The sequence below is a fragment of the Bradyrhizobium diazoefficiens USDA 110 genome (assembly GCF_000011365.1).
In the GTDB taxonomy this organism is placed as follows: domain Bacteria; phylum Pseudomonadota; class Alphaproteobacteria; order Rhizobiales; family Xanthobacteraceae; genus Bradyrhizobium; species Bradyrhizobium diazoefficiens.
Window position 1 is genome coordinate 1,260,070 of sequence record NC_004463.1, and the last position, 21,259, is coordinate 1,281,328.

General features: G+C 65.9%; 15 protein-coding genes. 9 read left to right on the forward strand and 6 right to left on the reverse strand.

Annotation, left to right across the window (positions count from 1 at the left end; genetic code table 11):
- Positions 1-75 precede the first annotated feature (75 nt).
- The 3 genes from BJA_RS05825 (at position 76) to pdeM (ending at position 4,870) form a co-directional block, all read left to right on the forward strand.
- Positions 76-1,305, forward strand: a complete 1,230-nt coding sequence (locus BJA_RS05825) for an ABC transporter substrate-binding protein (RefSeq protein WP_028172814.1) — start codon at positions 76-78, stop codon at positions 1,303-1,305.
- 164 nt (positions 1,306-1,469) lie between these two features.
- A complete protein-coding gene (locus tag BJA_RS05830) occupies positions 1,470-4,145 on the forward strand; it encodes a ligase-associated DNA damage response DEXH box helicase (protein ID WP_011083967.1) in 2,676 nt (891 codons plus the stop codon).
- A 53-nt stretch (positions 4,146-4,198) separates the two neighbouring features.
- The gene (gene pdeM / locus BJA_RS05835) at positions 4,199-4,870 is read left to right on the forward strand and encodes a ligase-associated DNA damage response endonuclease PdeM (RefSeq protein ID WP_051000237.1); all 672 of its coding nucleotides are present in this window, start codon (positions 4,199-4,201) and stop codon (positions 4,868-4,870) included.
- Between the two features lie 284 nt (positions 4,871-5,154).
- On the opposite strand, the gene BJA_RS05840 is transcribed toward pdeM, so the two are convergent.
- Complete coding sequence (locus BJA_RS05840) at positions 5,155-6,018, reverse strand: LysR family transcriptional regulator (RefSeq protein ID WP_038965283.1); 864 nt, start codon at positions 6,016-6,018, stop codon at positions 5,155-5,157.
- A 109-nt stretch (positions 6,019-6,127) separates the two neighbouring features.
- Between BJA_RS05840 and BJA_RS05845 the strand changes: the two genes are divergently transcribed.
- Together BJA_RS05845 and BJA_RS05850 are read left to right on the forward strand one after the other, a co-directional pair.
- The gene (locus BJA_RS05845; protein WP_011083970.1) at positions 6,128-7,069 is read left to right on the forward strand and encodes a DMT family transporter; all 942 of its coding nucleotides are present in this window, start codon (positions 6,128-6,130) and stop codon (positions 7,067-7,069) included.
- 12 nt (positions 7,070-7,081) lie between these two features.
- Entirely contained in the window at positions 7,082-7,855 is a 774-nt protein-coding gene (locus BJA_RS05850; protein WP_011083971.1) for an MBL fold metallo-hydrolase, read from the forward strand.
- Positions 7,856-7,970: 115 nt separating this feature from the next.
- Here BJA_RS05850 and BJA_RS05855 read toward each other — a convergent pair whose 3' ends face one another.
- The 4 genes from BJA_RS05855 to BJA_RS05870 all read right to left on the reverse strand — a co-directional run bounded on the left by BJA_RS05855 (position 7,971) and on the right by BJA_RS05870 (position 14,377).
- Positions 7,971-8,741: a TIGR02186 family protein gene (locus BJA_RS05855; protein WP_011083972.1), complete on the reverse strand. Its 771-nt coding sequence runs from the start codon at positions 8,739-8,741 to the stop codon at positions 7,971-7,973.
- Positions 8,738-9,655 carry a sulfite exporter TauE/SafE family protein gene (locus tag BJA_RS05860; protein WP_028172821.1) on the reverse strand — a complete coding sequence of 306 codons (918 nt, stop codon included), beginning with the start codon at positions 9,653-9,655 and terminating at the stop codon, positions 8,738-8,740. The genes BJA_RS05855 and BJA_RS05860 overlap by 4 nt, the downstream gene beginning before the upstream one ends.
- Before the next feature lie 315 nt (positions 9,656-9,970).
- Complete coding sequence (locus tag BJA_RS05865) at positions 9,971-13,414, reverse strand: tetratricopeptide repeat protein (protein ID WP_063921381.1); 3,444 nt, start codon at positions 13,412-13,414, stop codon at positions 9,971-9,973.
- A gap of 372 nt (positions 13,415-13,786) precedes the next feature.
- Positions 13,787-14,377: a PadR family transcriptional regulator gene (locus BJA_RS05870; protein WP_011083975.1), complete on the reverse strand. Its 591-nt coding sequence runs from the start codon at positions 14,375-14,377 to the stop codon at positions 13,787-13,789.
- Positions 14,378-14,577: 200 nt separating this feature from the next.
- Between BJA_RS05870 and BJA_RS05875 the strand changes: the two genes are divergently transcribed.
- From BJA_RS05875 to BJA_RS05890, 4 genes are all read left to right on the forward strand, one after another.
- Positions 14,578-14,961: a nuclear transport factor 2 family protein gene (locus BJA_RS05875; protein WP_038965285.1), complete on the forward strand. Its 384-nt coding sequence runs from the start codon at positions 14,578-14,580 to the stop codon at positions 14,959-14,961.
- Between the two features lie 118 nt (positions 14,962-15,079).
- The gene (locus BJA_RS05880) at positions 15,080-16,870 is read left to right on the forward strand and encodes an acyl-CoA dehydrogenase C-terminal domain-containing protein (protein ID WP_011083977.1); all 1,791 of its coding nucleotides are present in this window, start codon (positions 15,080-15,082) and stop codon (positions 16,868-16,870) included.
- Between the two features lie 70 nt (positions 16,871-16,940).
- A complete protein-coding gene (locus tag BJA_RS05885; protein ID WP_011083978.1) occupies positions 16,941-18,149 on the forward strand; it encodes an acetyl-CoA C-acetyltransferase in 1,209 nt (402 codons plus the stop codon).
- A 20-nt stretch (positions 18,150-18,169) separates the two neighbouring features.
- Positions 18,170-20,383, forward strand: coding sequence for an FAD-dependent oxidoreductase (locus BJA_RS05890; protein WP_011083979.1), 2,214 nt, complete (start codon positions 18,170-18,172; stop codon positions 20,381-20,383).
- Between the two features lie 448 nt (positions 20,384-20,831).
- Here the strand turns inward: BJA_RS05890 and BJA_RS05895 are convergent, their stop codons facing one another.
- On the reverse strand, positions 20,832-21,140 hold the full coding sequence (locus tag BJA_RS05895) for a hypothetical protein (protein WP_038965291.1): 309 nt from the start codon (positions 21,138-21,140) through the stop codon (positions 20,832-20,834).
- Positions 21,141-21,259: the final 119 nt, after the last annotated feature.

Sequence of the window (21,259 nt, forward strand, 5' to 3'; positions counted from 1 at the left end):
CGCAAAGCGACGACTTCGGACTTGCGAGCCGTGCTGCGATGCCAGCACAATGCGCGCGCCAGGGAGAAACAAATAATGACCAAGAATCCATCGCGGCGCGATTTCAGCGCCGCCGCGCTCGCCACCATCGCCGCATCCACCTTGCCCGCGCCGTATGTCTGGGCCGCGGAGAAGAAATACGATGCGGGCGCCAGCGACACCGAGATCAAGATCGGGCAGACCGTGCCGCATTCCGGCCCCGGCTCGCTCTACGGCGTGCTCGGGCGTGTCGGCGAGGCCTATTTCCAGATGCTGAACGAGAAGGGCGGCATCAACGGGCGCAAGATCAAGTTTCTCACCATGGACGACGCCTACAGCGCGCCGAAATGCGTCGAGGCGACGCGGCGCCTGGTCGAGCAGGAGGAGGTGCTGGCGCTCTACGGCTCGCTCGGCACCGCGCCGCAGACCGCCGTGCACAAATACCTGAACTCCAAGGGCGTGCCGCAGCTGCTGCTCAACACCGGCGCGTCGAAGTGGAACAACCCGAAAGAGTTCAAGTGGACGATGGCGGGCCTGCCGCTCTATCCGACCGAGGCGCGCATCCTGGCGCGGCATGTCGTCAGCGTGAAGCCGAACGCCAAGATCGGCATCCTCTACCAGAACGACGATTTTGGCCGCGACTTCCTCGGTCCCTTCAAGAAGGTGCTGACTGACGCCGGCGGCACCGCGCAGGTGATCATGGAGCAGACCTACGATCTCACCGAGCCGACCGTCGATTCCCAGCTCATCAATCTCTCGAAGTCGGGCGCCGACGTGTTCTACAACATCTCCACCGGCAAGGCGTCGTCGCAGTCGATCCGGAAAGTGGCCGAGCTCGGCTGGAAGCCGCTGCAACTGTTGTCCGCGGGCTCGACCGGCCGTTCGATTCTGAACGCCGCGGGCCTCGAGAATGCCGCCGGCATCGTCGCCATCCGCTACAACAAGGAGGTCGGCCTGCCCAAATGGGAGAAGGACCCCGACGTGATGGCGTTCGAGGAGCTGCGCAAGAAGTACACGCCGGCCATCGACCCCGACAACACCATCGCCTTCGCCGGCTACGGCCAGGCCGTCACCATGGGCGAGATCCTGCGCCGCTGCGGCGATGATCTCACGCGTGCCAACGTGCTGAAGCAGGCCTCGACTCTTGCCGGCTTCCACTCGCCCTATTTCCTCGAGGGCGTCACCTACAGCTACACGCCCGAGGACTACACGCCGATGAAGACGCTCTTCATCTCCACCTTCACCGGCAAGGATTGGGATATCTCCGACAAGCCGATGTCGGAGTAGGAAACGGGCAGGACGTCGTAGGGTGGGCAAAGGCGCCCTTGCGCCGTGCCCACCATCTCTCCAGGTACCCATACGCGAAGGGTGGGCACGCTACGCTTTGCCCACCCTACGAGACCTCCCTCCACCCCTCGACGAACCAGCCTCCACGGCTTACCTGTGATGCCGTGCCGCCCCGCATCCACAAAATCCCGGCCGAGCCGGCCGCGCCGCTGCCCGACCGCTTCGAGGCGTGGTTCGCGGCGCGCGGCTGGTCGCCGCGCGCGCATCAACTGGCGCTGCTGGAGAAGGCGCGCGAGGACCGCTCCGCGCTGCTGATCGCGCCGACCGGCGCCGGCAAGACGCTGGCGGGATTTCTGCCGACGCTGGTGGAGTTGTCTTCTTTCTCTTCTCCCTCCCCCCTTGTGGGGGAGGGGCGGGGAGGGGGGTGGCCACAAGCACCGCTCGTGGCGCTACCCCCCTCCCGGCAGCCTGCGGCTGCCGACCTCCCCCACAAGGGGGGAGGTGACAACAACAGCCTCGTCTCCACCGGCCGCAGCGTGCAGCGTAGCGCTGGCCTCCACACGCTCTACATCTCGCCGCTCAAGGCGCTCGCCGTCGACATCGCGCGCAACCTGGAGCGACCGATCGCTGAGATGGCGCTGCCGATCAAGGTCGAGACCCGCACCGGCGACACGCCGGTGTCGCGGCGGCAGCGGCAGCGGCGCTATCCGCCTGATATCCTGCTGACGACGCCGGAGCAGCTCGCCCTTCTGCTCTCCTCCGACGACGCCCCGTTCCTGTTCTCCTCCTTGAAGCGCATCGTGCTGGACGAGCTGCACGCGCTGGTGACGTCCAAGCGCGGCGATCTGCTCTCGCTCGGGCTGGCGCGGCTGTGGCGGCTGGCGCCGCAGATCCGCGCGATCGGATTGTCGGCGACCGTGGCCGAGCCTGATCAGCTCGCGCGCTTCCTGGTGCCGCAGCCTGGCGGCAACGAAGTGGCCGCCGACATCGTGATCGCCGGCGGTGCCGCGCCGCCGCTGGTCGAGATGCTCGATACGCGCGAGCGGCTGCCCTGGGCCGGCCATGGCGCGCGTCACGCGCTCAGCGAGGTCTATGAGCTGATCAAGGCGAACAAGACCACGCTGGTCTTCGTCAACACCCGCAGCCAGGCGGAGATGTTGTTCCAGGATCTCTGGCGCATGAACGACGACGGGCTCGCGATCGCGCTGCATCACGGCTCGCTCGACGTCGCCCAGCGCCGCAAGGTCGAGGACGCGATGTCGGCAGGTAAGCTGCGCGCCGTGGTCTGCACCTCCTCGCTCGACCTCGGCGTCGACTGGGGCGACGTCGATCTCGTCGTCAATATCGGCGCGCCCAAGGGCTCGTCGCGCCTGATGCAACGCATCGGCCGCGCCAATCACCGCCTCGACGAGGCCTCGCGCGCGGTGCTGGTGCCGGCCAACCGTTTCGAGGTGCTGGAGTGCCGTGTCGCGATCGATGCCATCGCCGAGAATGCGCAGGACACGCCGCCGCTGCGCACCGGCGCGCTCGACGTGCTGGCCCAGCATGTGCTCGGCTGCGCCTGCGGCGAGCCGTTTCTCTCCGACGAGCTCTATGACGAGGTGCGCACTGCCGCGCCTTACGCCGGTCTGGCGCGGCAGGATTTTGACGATGTCGTCGATTTCGTCGCCTCCGGCGGCTACGCGCTGAAGACCTACGAGCGCTTCGCCCGCATCAGGCAGGACAAGCAGGGGCGCTGGCGCGTCGCCAATCCCAAGGTGCGGCAGAGCTATCGTCTCAATGTCGGCACCATCGTCGAGGAGCCGATGCTGAAGGTGCGGCTGGTGCGTTCCCGCTCCACCGGCAGCGGTTCGACCGGCGCGATCGCGCGCGGCGGCCGCGTGCTCGGCGAGATCGAGGAATACTTTATCGAGGGGCTGACCGCCGGCGACACCTTTGTGTTCGGCGGCGAGGTCGTGCGCTACGAGGCGCTCGCCGAGGATCAGGTCTATGTTTCCCGCGCCAACGACAAGGATCCGAAGGTGCCGTCCTATATGGGCGGCAAGTTCCCGCTCTCGACCTATCTGGCGGAGCGTGTGCGCCGCCTGCTCGACGACAGGCGCGCATGGAACGGTCTGCCGGAGCAGGTGCGCGACTGGCTGTCGTTGCAGAAGGACGTCTCGCGCGTGCCGGGTGTCCGCGAGCTTCTGGTTGAGACCTTTCCACGCGGTAACAAGCATTACCTGATCTGCTATCCCTTCGAAGGGCGCCTCGCGCACCAGACGCTCGGCATGCTCTTGACGCGTCGTCTGGAGCGTGCCCGCGCCCGGCCGCTCGGCTTTGTCGCCAACGAATATGCGGTGGCGATCTGGGGGCTGGGCGACGCCTCCTTCATGGTCCGCAACGGTGAGCTCAATCTCGACGCGCTGTTCAACCCCGACATGCTCGGGGACGATCTCGAAGCATGGCTGGCCGAATCCGCGCTGATGAAGCGCACCTTCCGCAACTGCGCGCTGATATCAGGCCTGATCGAGCGCCGCTTCACCAATGAGGACAAGAGCCGCCGCCAGGTACTGTTCTCGACCGATCTCGTCTACGACGTCCTGCGCAAGCATCAGGCCGATCACGTCCTCCTGCGCGCCGCCCGCGCCGATGCCGCCACCGGGCTGCTCGACCTGCGCCGTCTCGGCGGCATGCTGGCCCGCATCCAGGGCCGTATCACCCACCGGGAACTCGACCACGTCTCCCCGCTCGCGGTCCCCGTGATGCTGGAAATCGGCCGCGAGTCAGTCTATGGCGAAGCAGCAGACGAGCTCCTGGCCGAGGCCGCCAACGAGCTGGTCAAAGAGGCGATGGGATAAGAGCAGGTTTTGACGTGACGGCAGGCGCGCTGGTTTCAGGAGATGTCGAGGACATGCGCGTTTCCAGAGTCACCATCAGCGATGTGACGTTCGCCGCCGATCTCTCCGGCGCCCTGTTCTGGGAAGAGCAGCGCCTGCTCGTCGTCTCCGACCTGCATCTCGAAAAAGGCTCGAGCTTCGCCAGCCGCGGCGTGCTGCTGCCGCCTTACGATACGATCGCGACACTCGGCCGGCTCGCTGCTGTCATCTCCCGCCATGATCCGCGCACCGTCATCGCGCTTGGCGACAGTTTTCACGATCGCACCGCGCATGAGCGACTCTCCGCGGAGGATCGCGACGCCGTCGCCGGACTCCAATCCGGTCGCGACTGGATCTGGATCTCCGGCAACCACGATCCGATGCTGCCGCGCGATCTCGGCGGCACCGTCGCCGACGAGGTCGCGATCGGCCCGATCACGTTCCGCCACGAGCCGACCGGCGCGCATGGCGAGATCGCCGGCCATCTCCATCCCAAGGCCCGCGTCTCCGCGCGCGGCCGTTCGATGGAGCGCCGCTGCTTCGCCAGCGACGGGATGCGCGCCGTGATGCCCGCCTTCGGCGCCTATGCCGGCGGCCTCAGCATCCGCGACGCGGCGTTTGCAAGGATCTTCCCGAAGAACGGTTTTGTCGCCCATCTGCTCGGCGACCGCCGCGTCCACGCCATCGCCGCGTCGCGGTGTTATTGAGCTGAACACTCTTGCCACGCACACCGCTGCGCTCCCTCTCCCGCTTGCGGGGGAGGGCTGGGGTGGGGGTGTCTCCGCGTCGGGATTGCCTGGGATTGCGGAGAACGTCCCTGCGTGGCGAGAGCCCTCACCCGCCGCGCTCGGGACGATGCTTCGCATCGCCCGGGGCGCGTCGGCCTCTCCCGCAAGCGGGAGAGGCGGAGCAAACCCGCGGACAATCATCGTGAAATTCACATGCGATAGCCCTGCGCAAGGGGGGAGGGAACAGACCGACCTCGTGGCGACTAGGCCGCCTTCGCCTGCACATTGTCGCAGAACTCCGCGAGCCGATCCGCGAGCCGCAGCGTTGCCGGGCTCGCATCCGGCGCGGCCATCAGCGCCACCTCGGTCTTGTTGATCGGCGCAAAGCCGTCCTTCGCGGTCAGCACGCGATGATCGGCCTGGATCGACATCTCGGACAGGATACTCAGCCCCATGCCGGCGGCGACCGCGGCCTGGATGCCGGCGAGGCTCGATGACGTGTAGGCCATGTGCCAAATGCGGCCCGCGCTCTCCAGCGCGTGGATGGCGCCGGCGCGATAGAGGCAGCCCAGCGGAAAGCCGATCAGCGGCACCGACGGCGCGCCCGCGTCGATCGGATGGCTCTTGCTGGTGACCCAGTGCACCCGCTCCGGCCACACCGCGATCGCGCCCTTCTCGCCGGCCTCGCGCTTGTAAAGCGCCAGATCAAGCTCGCCGCGTTCGAGATCGCGGGCGAGGTTCTTGCTCTGGTCGGCGCGGACGTCGAGCCGCAGGCCGGGATGCGAGCGCGAGAACGTCGCCAGCAATTTCGCCAGGCGATAGGCCGCAAAATCCTCGGGAATGCCGAGCCGGATCGCGCCTTCGCTGTCGGGCTGGCTCAGCACGTCGCGCGCTTCTTCTGCAAGCGAGAGCAGCCGCCGGGCGTAGGACAGCAACCGCTCGCCGGCTTCGGTGGGACGCACGTCCTTGCCGTCGCGGTGCAGGAGCACCTGGCCGACATCCTCCTCCAGCCGCTTGATCTGCTGGCTGACGGTCGATTGCGTGCGGTGGACGCGCTCGCCGGCGCGGGTGAAGCCGCCGGCCTCGACCACCGAGACGAAGCTGCGCAGAAGCTCGAGATCGAGCATGGGCGCCTCCATTCGAAAATCCACTGATTGGAAGTTAATCATTTAATTTCCAAATGGCAAGCGGCCTCCCTAGATCGAGGGCCAGAAGAAAACATCCGAGAATGCCCTCATGTCGCTCGCTCCCTCGATTCCCGTTCCCCGCAGCCGCTTCAACACGCTGCCGCTCGCCATCGGCCTGTTCTGCCTGCTCTGGAGCTATGCCTTCGTCGCCGGCAAGATCGGCGTCACCCATTGCCCGCCGCTGATCTTGCTCGCCGCGCGCTTCTCGCTCGCCGGCATTTTGATCCTCGGTGCGACGCTGATCCGCGGCGACAGCTGGTCCTTGTCCTGGCGCGATGCCGCGATCTTCGCTGTGCTCGGCATCGCCAACAACGCGCTCTATCTCGGGCTCGGCTACACCGGCCTGCAATCGGTCTCCGCCGGGCTCGGCGGCCTGATCGTGTCGGCCAATCCGGTGTTCACCGCGGCGCTCGCTGCATTGTTGCTCGGCGAAGGCATGACCTGGCGCAAGGCGGGCGGTCTCCTGCTCGGCGTCATCGGAGTGACGGCGATCGTCTGGCACCGCCTGTCGGTCGGCACCGATTCATGGCACGGCATCGTCTTCACGCTTGCCTCGCTCGCCTCCATCGTCCTCGGCACGATCCTCTTCAAGCTGCTCGCGCCGAAGGGAAGCCTGTGGATCGGCAACGGCGTGCAGAATCTCGCAGCGGGCATCGTGCTGACGCCGGTCGCGCTCACCTTCGCCGACGTCCACGCGATCGATGTCACCCCAAGCCTGATCGGCGCCTTCGCCTTCCTCGTGCTCGGCGGCTCGATCCTGGCCTACTGGCTCTGGTTTCATCTCCTGAAAGTGTGTGGCGCCACCGCTGCCAGCGCCTATCATTTCCTGATGCCGCCGCTCGGCATGCTGTTCGCCTTCCTCGTGCTCGGCGAGCATGTCGAGGCCCGCGACCTGCTCGGCATCATCCCGGTCGCGCTCGGCATCTATCTGGTGACCCGGCCGGCGAAATCGCTTTCGTCAAAGTTGCTTCCGTCAAAGGCCGCATCGTAAGGAAGGTTCATCATGCCCATTTCCATCACCCTGATCGGCGGCCCGACCGCGCTGATCGAGATCGACGGCTTCCGTCTCCTCACCGACCCGACCTTCGATGCGCCGGGCGCGTACCAGCTGCCGCATGTGAAGCTGGAGAAGACCATCGGCCCCGCCGTGAGGCCCGATGCGATCGGTCCGGTCGATGCGGTCCTGCTCAGCCACGACCAGCATTCGGACAATCTCGACAATTCCGGCCGCGCGTTTCTCAAACATGCGAAGCGCGTGCTGACGACAGAGGCCGGCGCCAGGCGCCTCGGCGGCCATGCCGAAGGCCTTGCGCCCTGGGCGACCTCGCATGTGAAGGATCGTGACGGCAATTCACTGACCATCACCGCGACGCCGGCGCGTCACGGTCCTGCCGGCATCGAGCCGCTGTCGGGCGATGTCATCGGCTTCGTGGTGTCCTCAAACCGGAAGGACACAAGCGCGGTCTATATCAGCGGCGACACCACCTGGTTCGACGGCGTTGCCGAGGTCGCCCGCCGCTTCAAATGCCGCGTGGTGCTGCCGTTCGCGGGCGCTGCGCAGACGCGCGGGCCGTTCCATCTCACCATGGACACCAATGACACCATCGAGACCGCACGGGCCTTTCCCGATGCGATGATCGTGCCGTTGCATACCGAAGGCTGGGCGCATTTCCGCCAGAACAGCGAGGACCTGCGCAAGACCTTCGACGTGCTCGGTTTCGGGACGCGATTGCGATTGCTGGAGCCGGGCGTGCCGACGGTGATCGAGGCGCCGTGATGGAGGTCGTCATTCCGGGGCGACGCGAAGCGTCGAGCCCGGAATCCATCGGGCCACCTACTCCGCCGATCGATGGATTCCGGGTTCGCGCTACGCGCGCCCCGGAATGTCAGTCTCAATCCTTCCGGAACACGATCGACGCCATCCAGCCCGTCATCAGCGCCATGGCCGCGGTGGCGAGGCCGTAGATCAGGCCGTTCTGTCGCGCGGTCGTCGCGACGAACTGTTCGAAACCGACCTTGACGATCTCGAAGGCGGTTTCGGTCCTACCGATGAATGCGCCGCCCGCGAACAGCTTGATCTCGACCTCATAGGTGCCGATCGGCACCTCCGCCGGCAGCGGAATCCCGGTGCGGAACAGCGTCGGCGTCAGGAACGTCACGGCGCTCGCATCCTCGCGATAGAGGCCGCGCTGGGTGCGCAGGCGGATGAAGGCGGAGCGGAATGCGTCGTTCGGCACCACGTCGGCATAATCGCCGCTGACGCGCTGGGTCAGCCGCACGTTGTTCAGCCCGATCTGCTGCCGCCGTGCGATGTCGGGCGAGGTGATGACGTCGAACGGGCGGTTGGCGAACAGTGCCAGATAGCTCGGCACCTGCAGGAACTGCCGGTAGTCGGTGTTGATCCAGATGCCGAAAGTGCGTTCCTTGCGCCGTGTCACCATGTCAGCGCGCGGGCCTATCACGGTGACCACGAGATCGTAAGCCGTGCGGTCCGCGGGCGTCGTGGCGTCCTTCTCGACCGAGCCGAACAGCACCAGCTCCTCGCCGGAATAATTCGGCGTCACCGTGACGCGGTGGTTGGAGACCGACACGATCAGCCGCTCGGCCCGCGCGGCGCTGCCGAGCAGCAGGACGAGAACGATTGCGAGCAGCGCGCGAATCATCCGCTCACTCCGAGCTCACGGATGGTGAAGAGATCCTCCGGGCGGATCACCAGCTCGATCGCGAAGCGGACGCCGACCGAGAGGATCAGCAAGCCCAACAGCAGCCGCAGCTGCTCGCCGCGAATCTTCTGGCCGGCACGCGCGCCGAACTGCGCGCCGGTGACGCCGCCGACCATCAGGATCAGTGCCAGCACGGCATCGACGAGGTGGTTGGTCACCGCATGCAGCATGGTCGCGAACAGCATGGTGACCAGGGTGAGAACCATCGAGGTCCCGATCACCGTCGAGGTCGGCACTCGCAGCAGGTAGATCATGATCGGCACCAGGATGAAGCCGCCGCCGATGCCCATGATGGCGCCGATAAAGCCGATCATGGTGCCGACGATCAAGACGGGGATCACCGAGAGATAGATCTTCGAGCGCTTGAACCGCATCTTCAGCGGCAGGCCATGGATCCAGTTGTGCGTGCGCCGCGGCGGCACCGTGCCGCGCCGCGTCCGCATCAGGGCGCGCAGGCCTTCGGAGAACATCAGGCTGCCGACGGTGGTGAGCAGCACGACGTAGGACAGCGCGATCATCAGATCGAGCTGGCCGAGCGCGCGGAGCTGCGTGAAGGTCCACACCCCCAATGCTGTGCCGGTCACGCCGCCGCAGAGCAGCACGCTCGCCAGCGCCGGATCGATCGCGCGCCGCCGCCAGTAGGAGATCGCGCCGGAAAAGGAGGACGCCGCGATGTGGCTAGCGACCGAGGCGACCGCGACCGCCGGCGTGATGCCGATGAAGATCAGCAGCGGCGTCATCAGGAAGCCGCCGCCGATCCCGAACATGCCGGAGACGAAGCCGACCGCAGCGCCCATCGCCAGCACCAGGAAGACGTTGACCGGAAGATCGGCGATCGGAAGGTAGAGCTGCATTGAACCACGCACCGGCGAGACGGATCGATTGCCGCGTCTCTCAATAGCGGAATTCGCTGTCGAGCGGATCAGGAATTTTGGGCGTGGTGAATGGGTGTGAGGAGTGTGATGAGATTGGGCGTGATCGTTGCGACAATGGAGGTGCGCTCCCTCCCCCGTTTGCGGGGGAGGGCTGGGGAGAGGGTGCCTCCGCAGTGAGACTCCCCAAGAGGATAAAGCCCTCACCCGGCGCTCTTGCGAGCGCCGACCTCTCCCGCAAGCGGGAGAGGTGCACCGAGCCCGTGACCCGCTTGGTTCAATCTAATGCTATGCGGCTCAGTGCGCCGCTGACGCCGACCGCTTCGTCGCGACCGGCTTCGGCGCGGGCTTGGCGTTCGCCTGCGGCGCGCTGTCCCAGCCGCCGTTCGGGGCTGGGACGTTGACGGCATCGTCGGGCTGCGGTTCGGCGCTGAAAGTCTGGATCGCGAGCTTGGCGGCGGCGAGCGATTGCGGATCGAGGCGCTTGGCGACGTCGTCGCGCTTGCCGGCAGCGTCCGCATCGCCCTGGGCGGCTGCCAGGCTGAACCATTTGTAGGACTCGGCGAGGTTCTGCTCGACGCCGATGCCGCGGGCATAGAGGATGCCGAGATTGAACTGGCTGTCGGCGACGCCGCGGTCGGCCGCTTTCCTGAACCACTGCGCCGCGCTCTTGTAATTGGCGCCGCGTCCGCCGCCGTCGGCATCGAGCACAGCGAGATTGTGCATCGCCTTGGCGTTGCCGCGCTCGGCGGCCTGCGTGTAGTAGCGGCGGGCGATATCGGCGTCCTTCTTCACCCCGAGGCCCTTTTCGTAGAGCGTGCCGAGGCGGAAGGTTGCGGGCATCACGCCGGCCTGCGCCGCGCGGTCGTACCATTTCGCAGCTTCGTCGTAGTTTGCAGCGACGCCCTTGCCTTCGGCAAAGCGCACGGCGATCTCGTAGGCGGCAGTGGCATCGCCCTTCATCGCGGCGGTGCGCAAGCCTGGGCCGCCGATAGCGTCGGGCAGTTTCTCGCTCGGCGGCACCTGGACGAGGCCGAGCCGCGCGCGGCTGGCCCCCGACAGCGCGCCGGTGACGTCGCTGGCGGCAGGCGGCACGGCCGCCGGAGCGGGCGGGATTTCAACCGAGGCCGAGCTGCCGGAATTGGGCGTTGGAGCCGGCGCGGCATTGTTCTGGGATTGCCGTCCGATCGGCGTCGGCGAGGTCATCGAGGGCGTGACCTGCTCGGGTATGGCGGGCTTGGTCTCGACCGGAGGCGGCGAAGCCTGCGGCGCGGGCTCGCTCACCGAATTTTCCATCGCCTGCGGTGCCGGCGGCGTGCTGCCGCCATCGAGCAGGTTCATCGCCATCTTGAAGGTGCCGAGCACGATCACGACCACGCTCGCGCCGACCAGCAGCGAGCGGATCTTCGAGGTGATGGTCGAGGCGCCTTCCTGGCCCTTGTCCTTGGCGCGGGCGATTGCGGCCTTGGCGCCACGGGCCGGCTTCTCGGGCGGCTGCGCGGCGGCGGCCTGAGCGGCGCGGCGCGCGGCCGCGATGAAGCTCGACGACGACACCGGCTCCTTCGGAGCAGTGGGAATTCCGCTGATCGCGCTCTCGGAGGCGGCAATGCGCTCCGACGGCGTGGCCACGCGTCCGCCCGGCCGCGTGCCAGGCTCGAGCGGATGATCCGGCGGCAATTCCGGCGCCAACGCGGCGCGGGCGGGCGCCGTATGCGGCTCCAGGATTTCACTGATCGCGCGCGGCGGCAAGGGTGGTGCGGCTTGCGGTGCCGTCGGCGCCATCGGGACCGGCGGCGGAGCGGCAGGTGCCGCGGCGGCGTGGAATTCGCGCGGCGCGGCCACGAAGGCGGAATGCGCCGGCTGCTGCATGGCGGCCGGATTCGGCAGCTCAGGCTTCGGATCGTATTTCGGCTGCTGTGCTTGCTGCCGAGCTTCGCGCGCCATCGGCGCGGGCTCCATGGGCGCAGCCATCGGCATCGGCATCGGCTGCGGCGCAGGGGCCGGCGGCGCGGTGCGCACCGCGCGCAGATCGCCCTCGATCATCGAGAGGCGATCGACGACGTGGCCGAGCGCGCTGTGAACGGCTTCGAGCGAGTCCTGGGTGCTGCGGTTGGTTTCGGCCTGGCTGAAGCGAATGTCGGAGAGCTCGCGCTTCACGAGATCGACCATGCCGGAATCGGGGGACGGCGCCGAACTGCGGCTCTCGGCGAGCGCGGAATAGGTCGCCTGCTGCCGTTCGAGATGGCGCAGGATGTCGTGCAGCCCGTCCTCGACGCGGCTGAGATTGGTGTTGCGCGGATCGGAGGCAGCTTCGATCCGCTCCAGCAGATAGGAGACGCGCTGTTCGAGATGCGCAAAGGTCGAGGCCGAATCGCTGCCGACCTGCATACGGTCGAAACGATCCGACAGCGCACGGATTGCGGCCTCGAGGTGCTCGGTGCTCTCGGCGGGCTGAGGCCGCTCGCGCGTCTCCAGCGCGGCGGTGAGTGCCGCGATGCGCTGCTCGAGCACGGCAAAGCTGTCGCCGGGGCCGGACGAGCGGGTGATCTGGTCGACCTTGGACGACAACAGCTGCACGTCCTCGGACAGCCGTGCCAGCGCTTCGTTGGAGGCGACGTTGGAGACGATGCCGCGCAGCGCCGAGATCGCGCCTTCGAGCTGGCGCACCGTGGACGGATCGTCATTGGCGCGCAGGATCAGATCGAGCTTGGCGCCGAGATTGCGGATCGCCTCGTCATAGCCGGTGAGCTGCTCGGCCGGCGTCAGCGTGCGCAGCACCTGCTTGATGTCGGACAGCGCGTGCTCGATGCCTGACAGAACCTGGCCGTCGGTGCCGGACGAGCGGGTCTCGTCGATGCGACGGTGCAGCGAACGGATTTCGTTTTCGATCGATTCGATCGCGCGGCGCGGCATCGCCTCGGTGATGGCGTGGCGGATCTCCGCGAGCTCGCTGCGGAAAGCGTTGATCGCCTGCTCGGTATTGTCGGGGCGCTGGAGCGACTCGATCTGGCTCGTGATCTTGAGCAGATGGCGCTCGAGCGACGAGAAATCCGGCCCCGGCTGCGGTGGCGGCGGAGCGTAGGCGGGCGCGGGCGGCGCCATCGGCGCGGCGAAAGGAGCTGCCGCGGGCGCAATCGACGGCGCGGCGCGCGGCGGCATCTGCCTGGGCGTAAAGCCGTCGAGCTCGCTCTGCCGTGCCGTGATCTCGGCAACGGCGACGTCGAACGAGGCGGGGCTCAGCGGCGGCGAACTGCGATAGACCTGCGCGGCCGCGCGCTCGACCGCATCGGCCTGGCGCTGGCGCGTCTCGACGGGTGCGGGCCGCGGAGCCTGAGGCGGCTGCGGTTGCAGCTGCTGCGGCTTTGAGATTTGCGACAGGCGCGCATCGAGCCGCGAGATCGCGTCGTTGAGCTGGCGTGCGACGCCCTGCTCGCGCGAGACCTCTTGTCGTGAAGAGTCCTGGCGAGGGGTGGGCTTCGAAATCCGTTCGATCTGCTGGGTGATCGCGTCGAGCCGCTGGTGGATGTCGGCGACTTCGCGGCTTTCCGGACTCGGTACCTGGTTCGGCATGTGTTGCGGACGCTGCTCGTAAGGTCCGCGAAAGTTTGGCGGGGCAGTTTCGCCGAGCGTGGAGTTCAGCCAATCGTTGAGTGACATGCCGGCTCTGCGCGCAGCAGCTTCGGCCCGCTCCCGGACGGAGGGATCGATGCCGTCAACACTCCACGATACGCGCGAATTCATGACTCTGTCCGGTTCCGACTTCGGCGCCCCACCCGGCGACTCCAGCCTTCCCACGCGTGCCGGTTGCAAAGACAATCGGATTTGGCGCGGGTCGTCTGCCTCGAAAACCGACTTTTGTCTGTTACGGTAAATAACGGGTTAAGGAACGCGGGCCCGGTGTCTTAAAGTTGGGCGGCGGGAACCCAATGAACTGAACCTCAGCTTTCGCCGCATAGTCGGAGCGCTCCCTCCCCCGCCTGCGGGGGAGGGCTGGGGAGAGGGTGCTTCCGCAATCGAGGATCCCCAAGAGGAGAAAGCCCTCACCCGCGCCTTCGGCGCGACCTCTCCCGCAAGCGGGAGAGGTGACGGGCACCGCCGAGGCCGATCTAGCCTTCAGCCCTTCCCCTCGCGCTTGCCGTCCTCCAGCGGCACCACCGTGCCCTTGCCGCTCATCGTCGACAGCGCCTCGAGTGTCTCTTCGCAAAAGTCGGCCACCATCTGCTCGTGGCGGGCGCCGAGGCGGAGCAGGAGCAGGTTGCCGAGATCGAGCCGGCCCTCCGCCGTGCCGCCCGGAAATCGCTTTTTCAGAATCCGCTCATAGTTCGCGTGGCGGTCGCGGTGGTGCTCCAGCCGGGCCATCAGATCGGTGCGAAGCGGTTCGATATCGATGCTGTCGAGCGCATGCAGCCGAACCAGCAGATCGTCCTTGGTCGAGGCTGGCGTGCTTGGCCGCGCGGCCCAGTGCCGCAGCGCTGTTCTCCCCTCGGGGGTGAGCGTATAAACCAGCTTGTTGGGCTTGCCTGTCTGCACGACCTCGCGGCCCTGGATGTAGCCGCGGTCGCGCAGCTTGGAGAGCTCGCGATAGATCTGCTGATGGTCGGCCTTCCAGAAGAAGCCGATCGAGGAATCGAACGTCTTGGCGAGCTCGTAACCCGTCATCGGACGTTCCGTCAGGCATGCGAGGATTGCGTCGCCCAGTGCCATGACACCGGCCTCCCTTCTTCGACCTTGACCAACCAGCTTGACTTTATGCGCATCTGCGCATATGCGTCAATGTGCATATGAGGCAGCTTCGGAGCGGGCCAAAGACCCGCCCCGAAGATCAAGCAAAATCAACCTCTTCGCTACTGTGCATGGGGTTGTTTTCGCGTTTTTTGCCCAGGCCTTTAGGGAGGCGCCCGAGAATGACCGGCCTCGATTCCTGGTACGGCTACATGAAGTCCCATGACCGCAAGGCGCTCTGGGACCTGCTCCATCCCGATGCCGTGTTCGAAAGTCCTGTGGTGCATTCGCCCCAGCGCGGCCGCGACATCACCTTCAAATATCTGTCGAGCGCCGAGAAGGTCCTCGGCGGTCCCGGCTTCGCCTATGTCGGCGAGTGGACGAGCGCCAATGGCGCCGTCCTCGAGTTCAAGACCATGATCGACGGCATCGAGATCAACGGCGTCGACATCATCACCTTCGATCCCGAGGGACGCATCACGCATTTCAAGGTGATGGTGCGTCCGCTCAAGGCGATCAACATGCTGCACCGTCTGATGGCGGAGCAGCTTGCCGCCCCATCATGACCCTGCCCTGAGGTTGCAGAAGCAGCTAAGCTTGCTGGCAAAGGCTGCGCCGCAGGAATCACGCGAACATCGTCACTTCAAGCCCCAATGACTTCAAGGTACCTGCCGGGAGACCACCATGCCGATCTATAAAGCCCCCGTCGAAGACGTGAATTTCCTGCTCAACGACGTCTTCCAGATCGATCGTTACGACAATCTGCCCGGCTTCTCCGATGCGTCCAGCGACGTGCGCGAGGCGATCCTGGGCGAAGCCGCCAAGCTCGCCGAAGAGGTGCTCCAGCCGCTCAACCGCGTCGGCGATCTCGAAGGCTGCAAGCGCGCCGATGACGGCAGTGTCACCACGCCGAAGGGCTTCAAGGACGCGTTCAAGCAGGTTGCCGAGGGCGGCTGGCTTGGCCTGTCGGCTCCGACCGAGTTCGGCGGGCAGGGCCTGCCGGTGACGCTCTCCCAGGCGGTCAACGAATTCCAGATCTCCGCCAACATGGCGTTCTCGATGTATGGCGGCCTCACCATGGGGGCGACCGCAGCCCTGATCGTGCACGGCAGCCCCGAGCAGAAGAAGACCTATGTGCCGAAGATGGTGGCGGGCGAATGGACCGGCACCATGAACCTGACCGAGCCGCATTGCGGCACCGATCTCGGCATGCTCCGCACCAAGGCGGTGCGGCAGGCCGACGGCAGCTTCAAGATCACGGGCACGAAGATCTTCATCTCCGCTGGTGAGCACGATCTTGCCGACAACATCATTCATCTCGTGCTCGCCCGCATCGAGGGCGCGCCCGCCGGCATCAAGGGTGTCTCGCTGTTCGTGGTGCCGAAATTCCTGGTGAATGCCGACGGTTCGGTCGGCGCACGCAACGGCGTGGTCTGCGGCTCGATCGAGCACAAGATGGGCATCCACGGCAATTCCACCTGCGTGATGAACTACGACAGCGCCACCGGCTGGCTGATCGGCGAAGAGAACAAGGGCATGCAGGGCATGTTCGTGATGATGAACGAGGCCCGCCTCGGCGTCGCCGTGCAGGGTCTCGCGCAGTCCGAGGTCGCCTATCAGAACGCCGTCGCCTATGCCCGCGAGCGCATCCAGGGCCGTTCCCTGACCGGCACCAAGGCGCCGGACAAGCCGGCCGATCCGATCATCGTGCATCCCGACGTGCGCCGCACGCTGCTCTCGATCCGCGCCTTCAACGAGGCCGCGCGCGCCTTCGTGATGTGGACCGCGCTGAAGAGCGACGTTGCTCACCGGTCGGAGGATGCCAAGGACCGTCAGGCCGCCGACGACCATATGGGCCTGATGACGCCGGTGCTGAAGGGCTTCCTCACCGACTACGGCTTCGCCAACGCGGTGCAGGCGCAGCAGATGTATGGTGGCCACGGCTACATCGCCGAGCAGGGCATGGAGCAGTTCGTGCGCGATGCGCGTATTGCGATGATCTATGAAGGCGCCAACGGCATCCAGGCGCTCGACCTCGTCGGCCGCAAGCTGCCGCGCGACGGCGGCCGCGCCATCATGGCCTTCTTCGGCGAGGTCATGGCCTTCGCCAAGGAGAACGGCGGCGACGAGGCGCTAAAACCCTTCATCACCCCGCTCTCGGCTTCGCTCGGCCATCTCCAGCAGGCCACCACCTGGCTGATGCAGAATGCGATGATGAAGCCGGACAATGCCGGTGCTGCCGCAACCGATTACCTGCATCTCTTCGGCTTCGTCGCGCTCGGCTACATGTGGGCGAAGATGGCCAAGGTGACCAATGCCAAGATTGCCGAGAGCGGGGCGACGCCCTATCTCTCGACCAAGCTCGTCACCGGTCGCTTCTTCATGGAGCGGATGTTGCCGGAGACCGCGGCCAATCTCGCGCGCATTCAGTCGGGCTGCGCCACCATCATGGAACTGCCGGCAGAAGCGTTCTGAGCATTTTCGCTTCACCAATAATGCCGATCGCGTCGCGGTCGTAACCAATAGCTGCAATCAGGAGGCTCCCATGGCAGATGCCTACATCTACGACCACGTCCGAACCCCGCGCGGCCGCGGCAAGGCGGACGGCGCGCTGCACGAAGTTACCGCGCTGGCGCTCGCCGCGGTGCCGTTGAAGGCGCTGAAGGACCGCAACAATCTGCCGGAAGATTGTGTCGACGACGTCGTGCTCGGCGTGGTCGATCCCGTCGGTGAAGCAGGCAGCGACATCGCGCGTTTCGCCGCGCTGAAGGCGGGCCTCGGCGAAGCCGTGCCAGGCGTGCAGATCAGCCGCTTCTGCGCCTCCGGTCTCGATGCCGTGAACTTTGCGGCCGCGCAGGTGATGAGCGGCCAGCATGAGCTCGTCATCGGCGGCGGTGCCGAATCGATGAGCCGCGTCGGCATCGGCGCCTCCGGCGGCGCCTGGCCGATGGATCCCTCGATGGCGGTGCCCGCCTATTTCATGCCGCAGGGCGTCTCGGCCGATCTGATCGCGACGAAGTACGGCTTCTCGCGTGACGACGTCGACGCTTACGCCGTGCAGAGCCAGCAGCGCGCCGGCAAGGCCTGGGACGAAGGCCGCTTCAACAAGTCGGTCGTGCCGGTGAAGGACATCAACGGCCTCACCATCCTCGCCAAGGACGAGCACATGCGTCCTTCGACGACGATGCAGTCGCTGGCGCAGCTTCAGCCGGCGTTCACGATGATGGCGCAGATGGGCGGCTTCGACGGCGTCGCGGTGCAGTCGCACCCCGAAATCGAGCGCGTCAATTACGTGCACCACGCCGGCAACTCGTCGGGCATCGTCGACGGCGCCGGCGCCGTGCTGCTCGGCAGCAAGGACGCGGGCAGCAAATACGGCCTGAAGCCGCGCGCAAAAATCCGCGCGTTTGCGAACATCGGCTCCGAGCCCGCGATGATGCTGACCGGTCCGGTCGACGTCACCGAGAAGCTGTTCGCGCGCTCCGGCATGAAGAAGTCGGACATCGACCTGTTCGAGCTCAACGAGGCCTTCGCCTCGGTCGTGCTGCGCTACATCCAGGCCTTCGATATCGACAACGCCAAGATCAACGTCAACGGCGGCGCGATCGCGCTCGGCCATCCGCTTGGCGCGACCGGTGCGATGATCCTCGGCACCGTGCTCGACGAGCTCGAGCGCACCAACAAGTCCACTGCCCTTGTGACGCTGTGCATCGGCGGCGGCATGGGCACCGCGACCATCATCGAGCGCGTCTAAGGCGAAGGGGAGCAACCAACATGGCTTACAAGAATTTCAAGGTTGAAACCGACGCCGACGGCATCGCGCTCGTCACCTGGGACATCCCGGGCCGTTCGATGAACGTGCTCGACGAAACCTCGACCAGCGAGCTCGACGCGATCGTCAAGGCGACCACCGCCGACGCCGCGGTGAAGGGCGTCGTCATCACCTCGGCCAAGGAGGCGTTCTGCGCCGGCGCCGATCTGTCGATGCTCGAGGGCATGAACCAGGCCTACGCCAAGGTCTTCAGGGAGCAGGGCGAGACCGCCGCGAACCAGATGCTGTTCGAGCAGAGCCGGCGCTTCTCGCAGGTGCTGCGCTCGATCGAGACCTCCGGCAAGCCGTGGGCGGCCGCGATCAACGGCCTCGCGCTCGGCGGCGGTTTCGAGATCACGCTGTGCTGCCACTATCGTGTGGCAGCGGAAAATCCCAAGACGCGCCTCGGCCTGCCCGAGGTCAAGGTCGGCCTGTTCCCCGGCGCCGGAGGCACGCAGCGCGTGCCGCGCCTGGTGCCGCCGCAGGATGCGATGACCATTCTGCTCAAGGGCGATCCGGTCACGGTCGAGAAGGCCAAGGCACTCAATCTGATCCACGCCATCGTTCCGGCCGCTGACCTTATCAAGGCCGCGAAAGACTGGATCAAGGGCGGCGGCAAGGCCGTCGCGCCCTGGGACGAGAAGGGCTTCAAGCTGCCCGGCGGTCCGGTGTTCTCCAAGGCCGGCATGATGATGTTCCCGGCCGGCAACGCGATCTATCGCCGCGAGACCTACGACAACTATCCCGCCGCGCGCGCGATCATGAGCTGCGTCTATGAAGGCCTGCAGCTGCCGATCGACGCCGCGCTGCGGGTCGAGTCGCGCTACTTCACCTCGGTGCTGCGCTCCAAGGAAGCGGCCGCGATGATCCGCAGCCTGTTCCTGTCGATGCAGGAGCTCAACAAGGGCGCGCGCCGTCCGAAGGACGTGCCCGCAACCAAGGTGAAGAAGATCGCCGTGATCGGCGCCGGCTTCATGGGCGCGAGCGTCGGCTACGTCTCCGCGCGTGCCGGCCTCGACGTCGTCCTGATCGATCGCGACCAGGACAGCGCCGACAAGGGCAAGGCGCATGCGCAGAAGGTGATCGAGGAGCAGATCAAGAAGGGCCGCGCCAAGCCCAATGATGCCGAAGCGCTGCTCGCGCGCATCACGCCGACGGCCGACTATGCAGCTCTGAAGGACGTCGACCTCGTCCTCGAGGCCGTGTTCGAGGACCGCAAGGTCAAGGCGGAGACGTTTGCCAAGGCGCAGGAATATCTGAAGCCGGACGTAGTCTTCGCGTCGAACACCTCGACGCTGCCGATCACCTCGCTCGCGGAAGCCTTCAAGGACCAGGGCAAGTTCGTCGGCATCCATTTCTTCTCGCCGGTCGAGAAGATGATGCTGGTCGAGATCATCCTCGGCAAGAACACTGGCGATGTCGCGCTCGCGACCGCGCTCGACTATGTCCGGCAGATCGGCAAGACGCCGATCGTGGTCAACGACAGCCGTGGCTTCTTCGCCAACCGTTGCGTCGGCCGCTACGTCGCCGAAGGCAACGAGATGTTCCTCGAAGGCGTGCCGCCGGCGATGATCGAGAACTGCGCCAAGATGGCCGGCATGCCGGTCGGCCCGCTCTCGCTGTCGGACGAAGTGGCGCTCGACCTCGGCCTCAAGATCATGAAGGCGACCGAAGCCGATCTCGGTCCGAACGCCATCAACCCCGATCAGAAGAAGCTGATGGTGGAGATGGTCGAGAAGCAGGGCCGACTCGGCCGCAAGAACAGCAAGGGCTTTTACGACTATCCCGAGAAGGGCAAGGGTCAGAAGAGCCTGTGGCCGGGCCTCTCGGCGCTCCAGCCGAAGCAGCTCGACCCCGACACGCTCGACGTCGAGGAGCTGAAGCAGCGCTTCCTGGTGGTGCAGGCGGTGGAAGCCGCGCGCACGGTGGAGGACCACGTCATCACCGATCCGCGCGAAGCGGATGTCGGCTCGATCCTCGGCTTCGGCTTCGCGCCGTTCACCGGCGGCACGCTGTCCTACATCGACTTCATGGGCACGAAGAAGTTCGTCGAGCTCTGCCACAAGCTGGAAGCGAAATACGGCTCGCGCTTCACGCCGCCGAAGCTTCTTGAGGAGATGGCGGCGAAGGGCGAAACCTTCTACGGCCGCTTCGCGCCGAAGAAGGCGGCGGCCTGATCACCCAAGGCCATTTGAGAACAAAGGCCGGATCGTCGATCCGGCCTTTTTGTTTGGGGAGACGTCATCACGGTTGCGTCAGGAGGTTCCCGATCTGTGGAACCGGTCACAGAATTCGCGTAGGAACCCTGCCAGAGTCCCCGCTGCCGCGGTGTCGCGCAATTGTCATAGGCGCGCCAAAGCGGCGCCGTTCTTTTGCTCGGCCCTGGCACTAGTCTTGCTGCGGGTCAGGGTCACGAACCCGGTTGGGACGCTTGCCGATCCATCGGCGAGTTGAAGAGAAAATAAGAAAGTGTCCTTGATGAACTCCTTGGTGCTGCGGAAGACCGCGCTTGGCCGCGATCTCACCGCGAAATACACTGTTGCGCCCGCGAATGGCCGCCTGTCGCCGCAACAAAAGCCGGTGCGCCTGCGCCGCAAGGGCCCGGTGCTTTGGGCAGCCTTGGCGTTACTTGTGCTCGCGGTGGATTTTCTGCTCGCCTGTCTCGCCTGGCTCGCCGTCGATTTCGTCATGGGATGAGACGTGGCGCGCGTGCAGCACATAGGCTGCCGCGAAATAGGCGAGCTGGCAGACGGCAAGACAGATGGCAATGACGATCACGCCCGCCATCATCCCGAATTCGTAAGCGCGCAGAATTATCGCCGAGAACACTGCGATCAACGGTGAGATCACAACCAGCGCCCAGATCTTGAAAACGCAACCTGTCGCGATTCCCACCAACGCACTTGCGACGATCAGGACGAAGGCAATCGTCAAGTTCAACTCCGATGAGAGCCCAAAAAATCTTCAAGCAATTCAGCCAAGCTCGCCCGCTTTGCGAGTGCTGACAAGACAGCACTACTTACGTTTGGCGAACAGTAGTTCATAAGTCAAAC

Excerpts from the sequence above, each read along its gene's own strand:
- BJA_RS05845 (WP_011083970.1), top strand. The coding sequence starts at position 6,128 with ATGTCGCTCGCTCCCTCGATTCCCGTTCCCCGCAGCCGCTTCAACACG.
- BJA_RS05865 (WP_063921381.1), bottom strand. The coding sequence starts at position 13,414 with ATGAATTCGCGCGTATCGTGGAGTGTTGACGGCATCGATCCCTCCGTC.
- BJA_RS05840 (WP_038965283.1), bottom strand. The coding sequence starts at position 6,018 with ATGCTCGATCTCGAGCTTCTGCGCAGCTTCGTCTCGGTGGTCGAGGCC.
- BJA_RS05875 (WP_038965285.1), top strand. The coding sequence starts at position 14,578 with ATGACCGGCCTCGATTCCTGGTACGGCTACATGAAGTCCCATGACCGC.
- BJA_RS05825 (WP_028172814.1), top strand. The coding sequence starts at position 76 with ATGACCAAGAATCCATCGCGGCGCGATTTCAGCGCCGCCGCGCTCGCC.
- BJA_RS05880 (WP_011083977.1), top strand. The coding sequence starts at position 15,080 with ATGCCGATCTATAAAGCCCCCGTCGAAGACGTGAATTTCCTGCTCAAC.
- BJA_RS05890 (WP_011083979.1), top strand. The coding sequence starts at position 18,170 with ATGGCTTACAAGAATTTCAAGGTTGAAACCGACGCCGACGGCATCGCG.
- BJA_RS05850 (WP_011083971.1), top strand. The coding sequence starts at position 7,082 with ATGCCCATTTCCATCACCCTGATCGGCGGCCCGACCGCGCTGATCGAG.
- BJA_RS05855 (WP_011083972.1), bottom strand. The coding sequence starts at position 8,741 with ATGATTCGCGCGCTGCTCGCAATCGTTCTCGTCCTGCTGCTCGGCAGC.
- pdeM (WP_051000237.1), top strand. The coding sequence starts at position 4,199 with ATGCGCGTTTCCAGAGTCACCATCAGCGATGTGACGTTCGCCGCCGAT.
- BJA_RS05860 (WP_028172821.1), bottom strand. The coding sequence starts at position 9,655 with ATGCAGCTCTACCTTCCGATCGCCGATCTTCCGGTCAACGTCTTCCTG.
- BJA_RS05885 (WP_011083978.1), top strand. The coding sequence starts at position 16,941 with ATGGCAGATGCCTACATCTACGACCACGTCCGAACCCCGCGCGGCCGC.
- BJA_RS05870 (WP_011083975.1), bottom strand. The coding sequence starts at position 14,377 with ATGGCACTGGGCGACGCAATCCTCGCATGCCTGACGGAACGTCCGATG.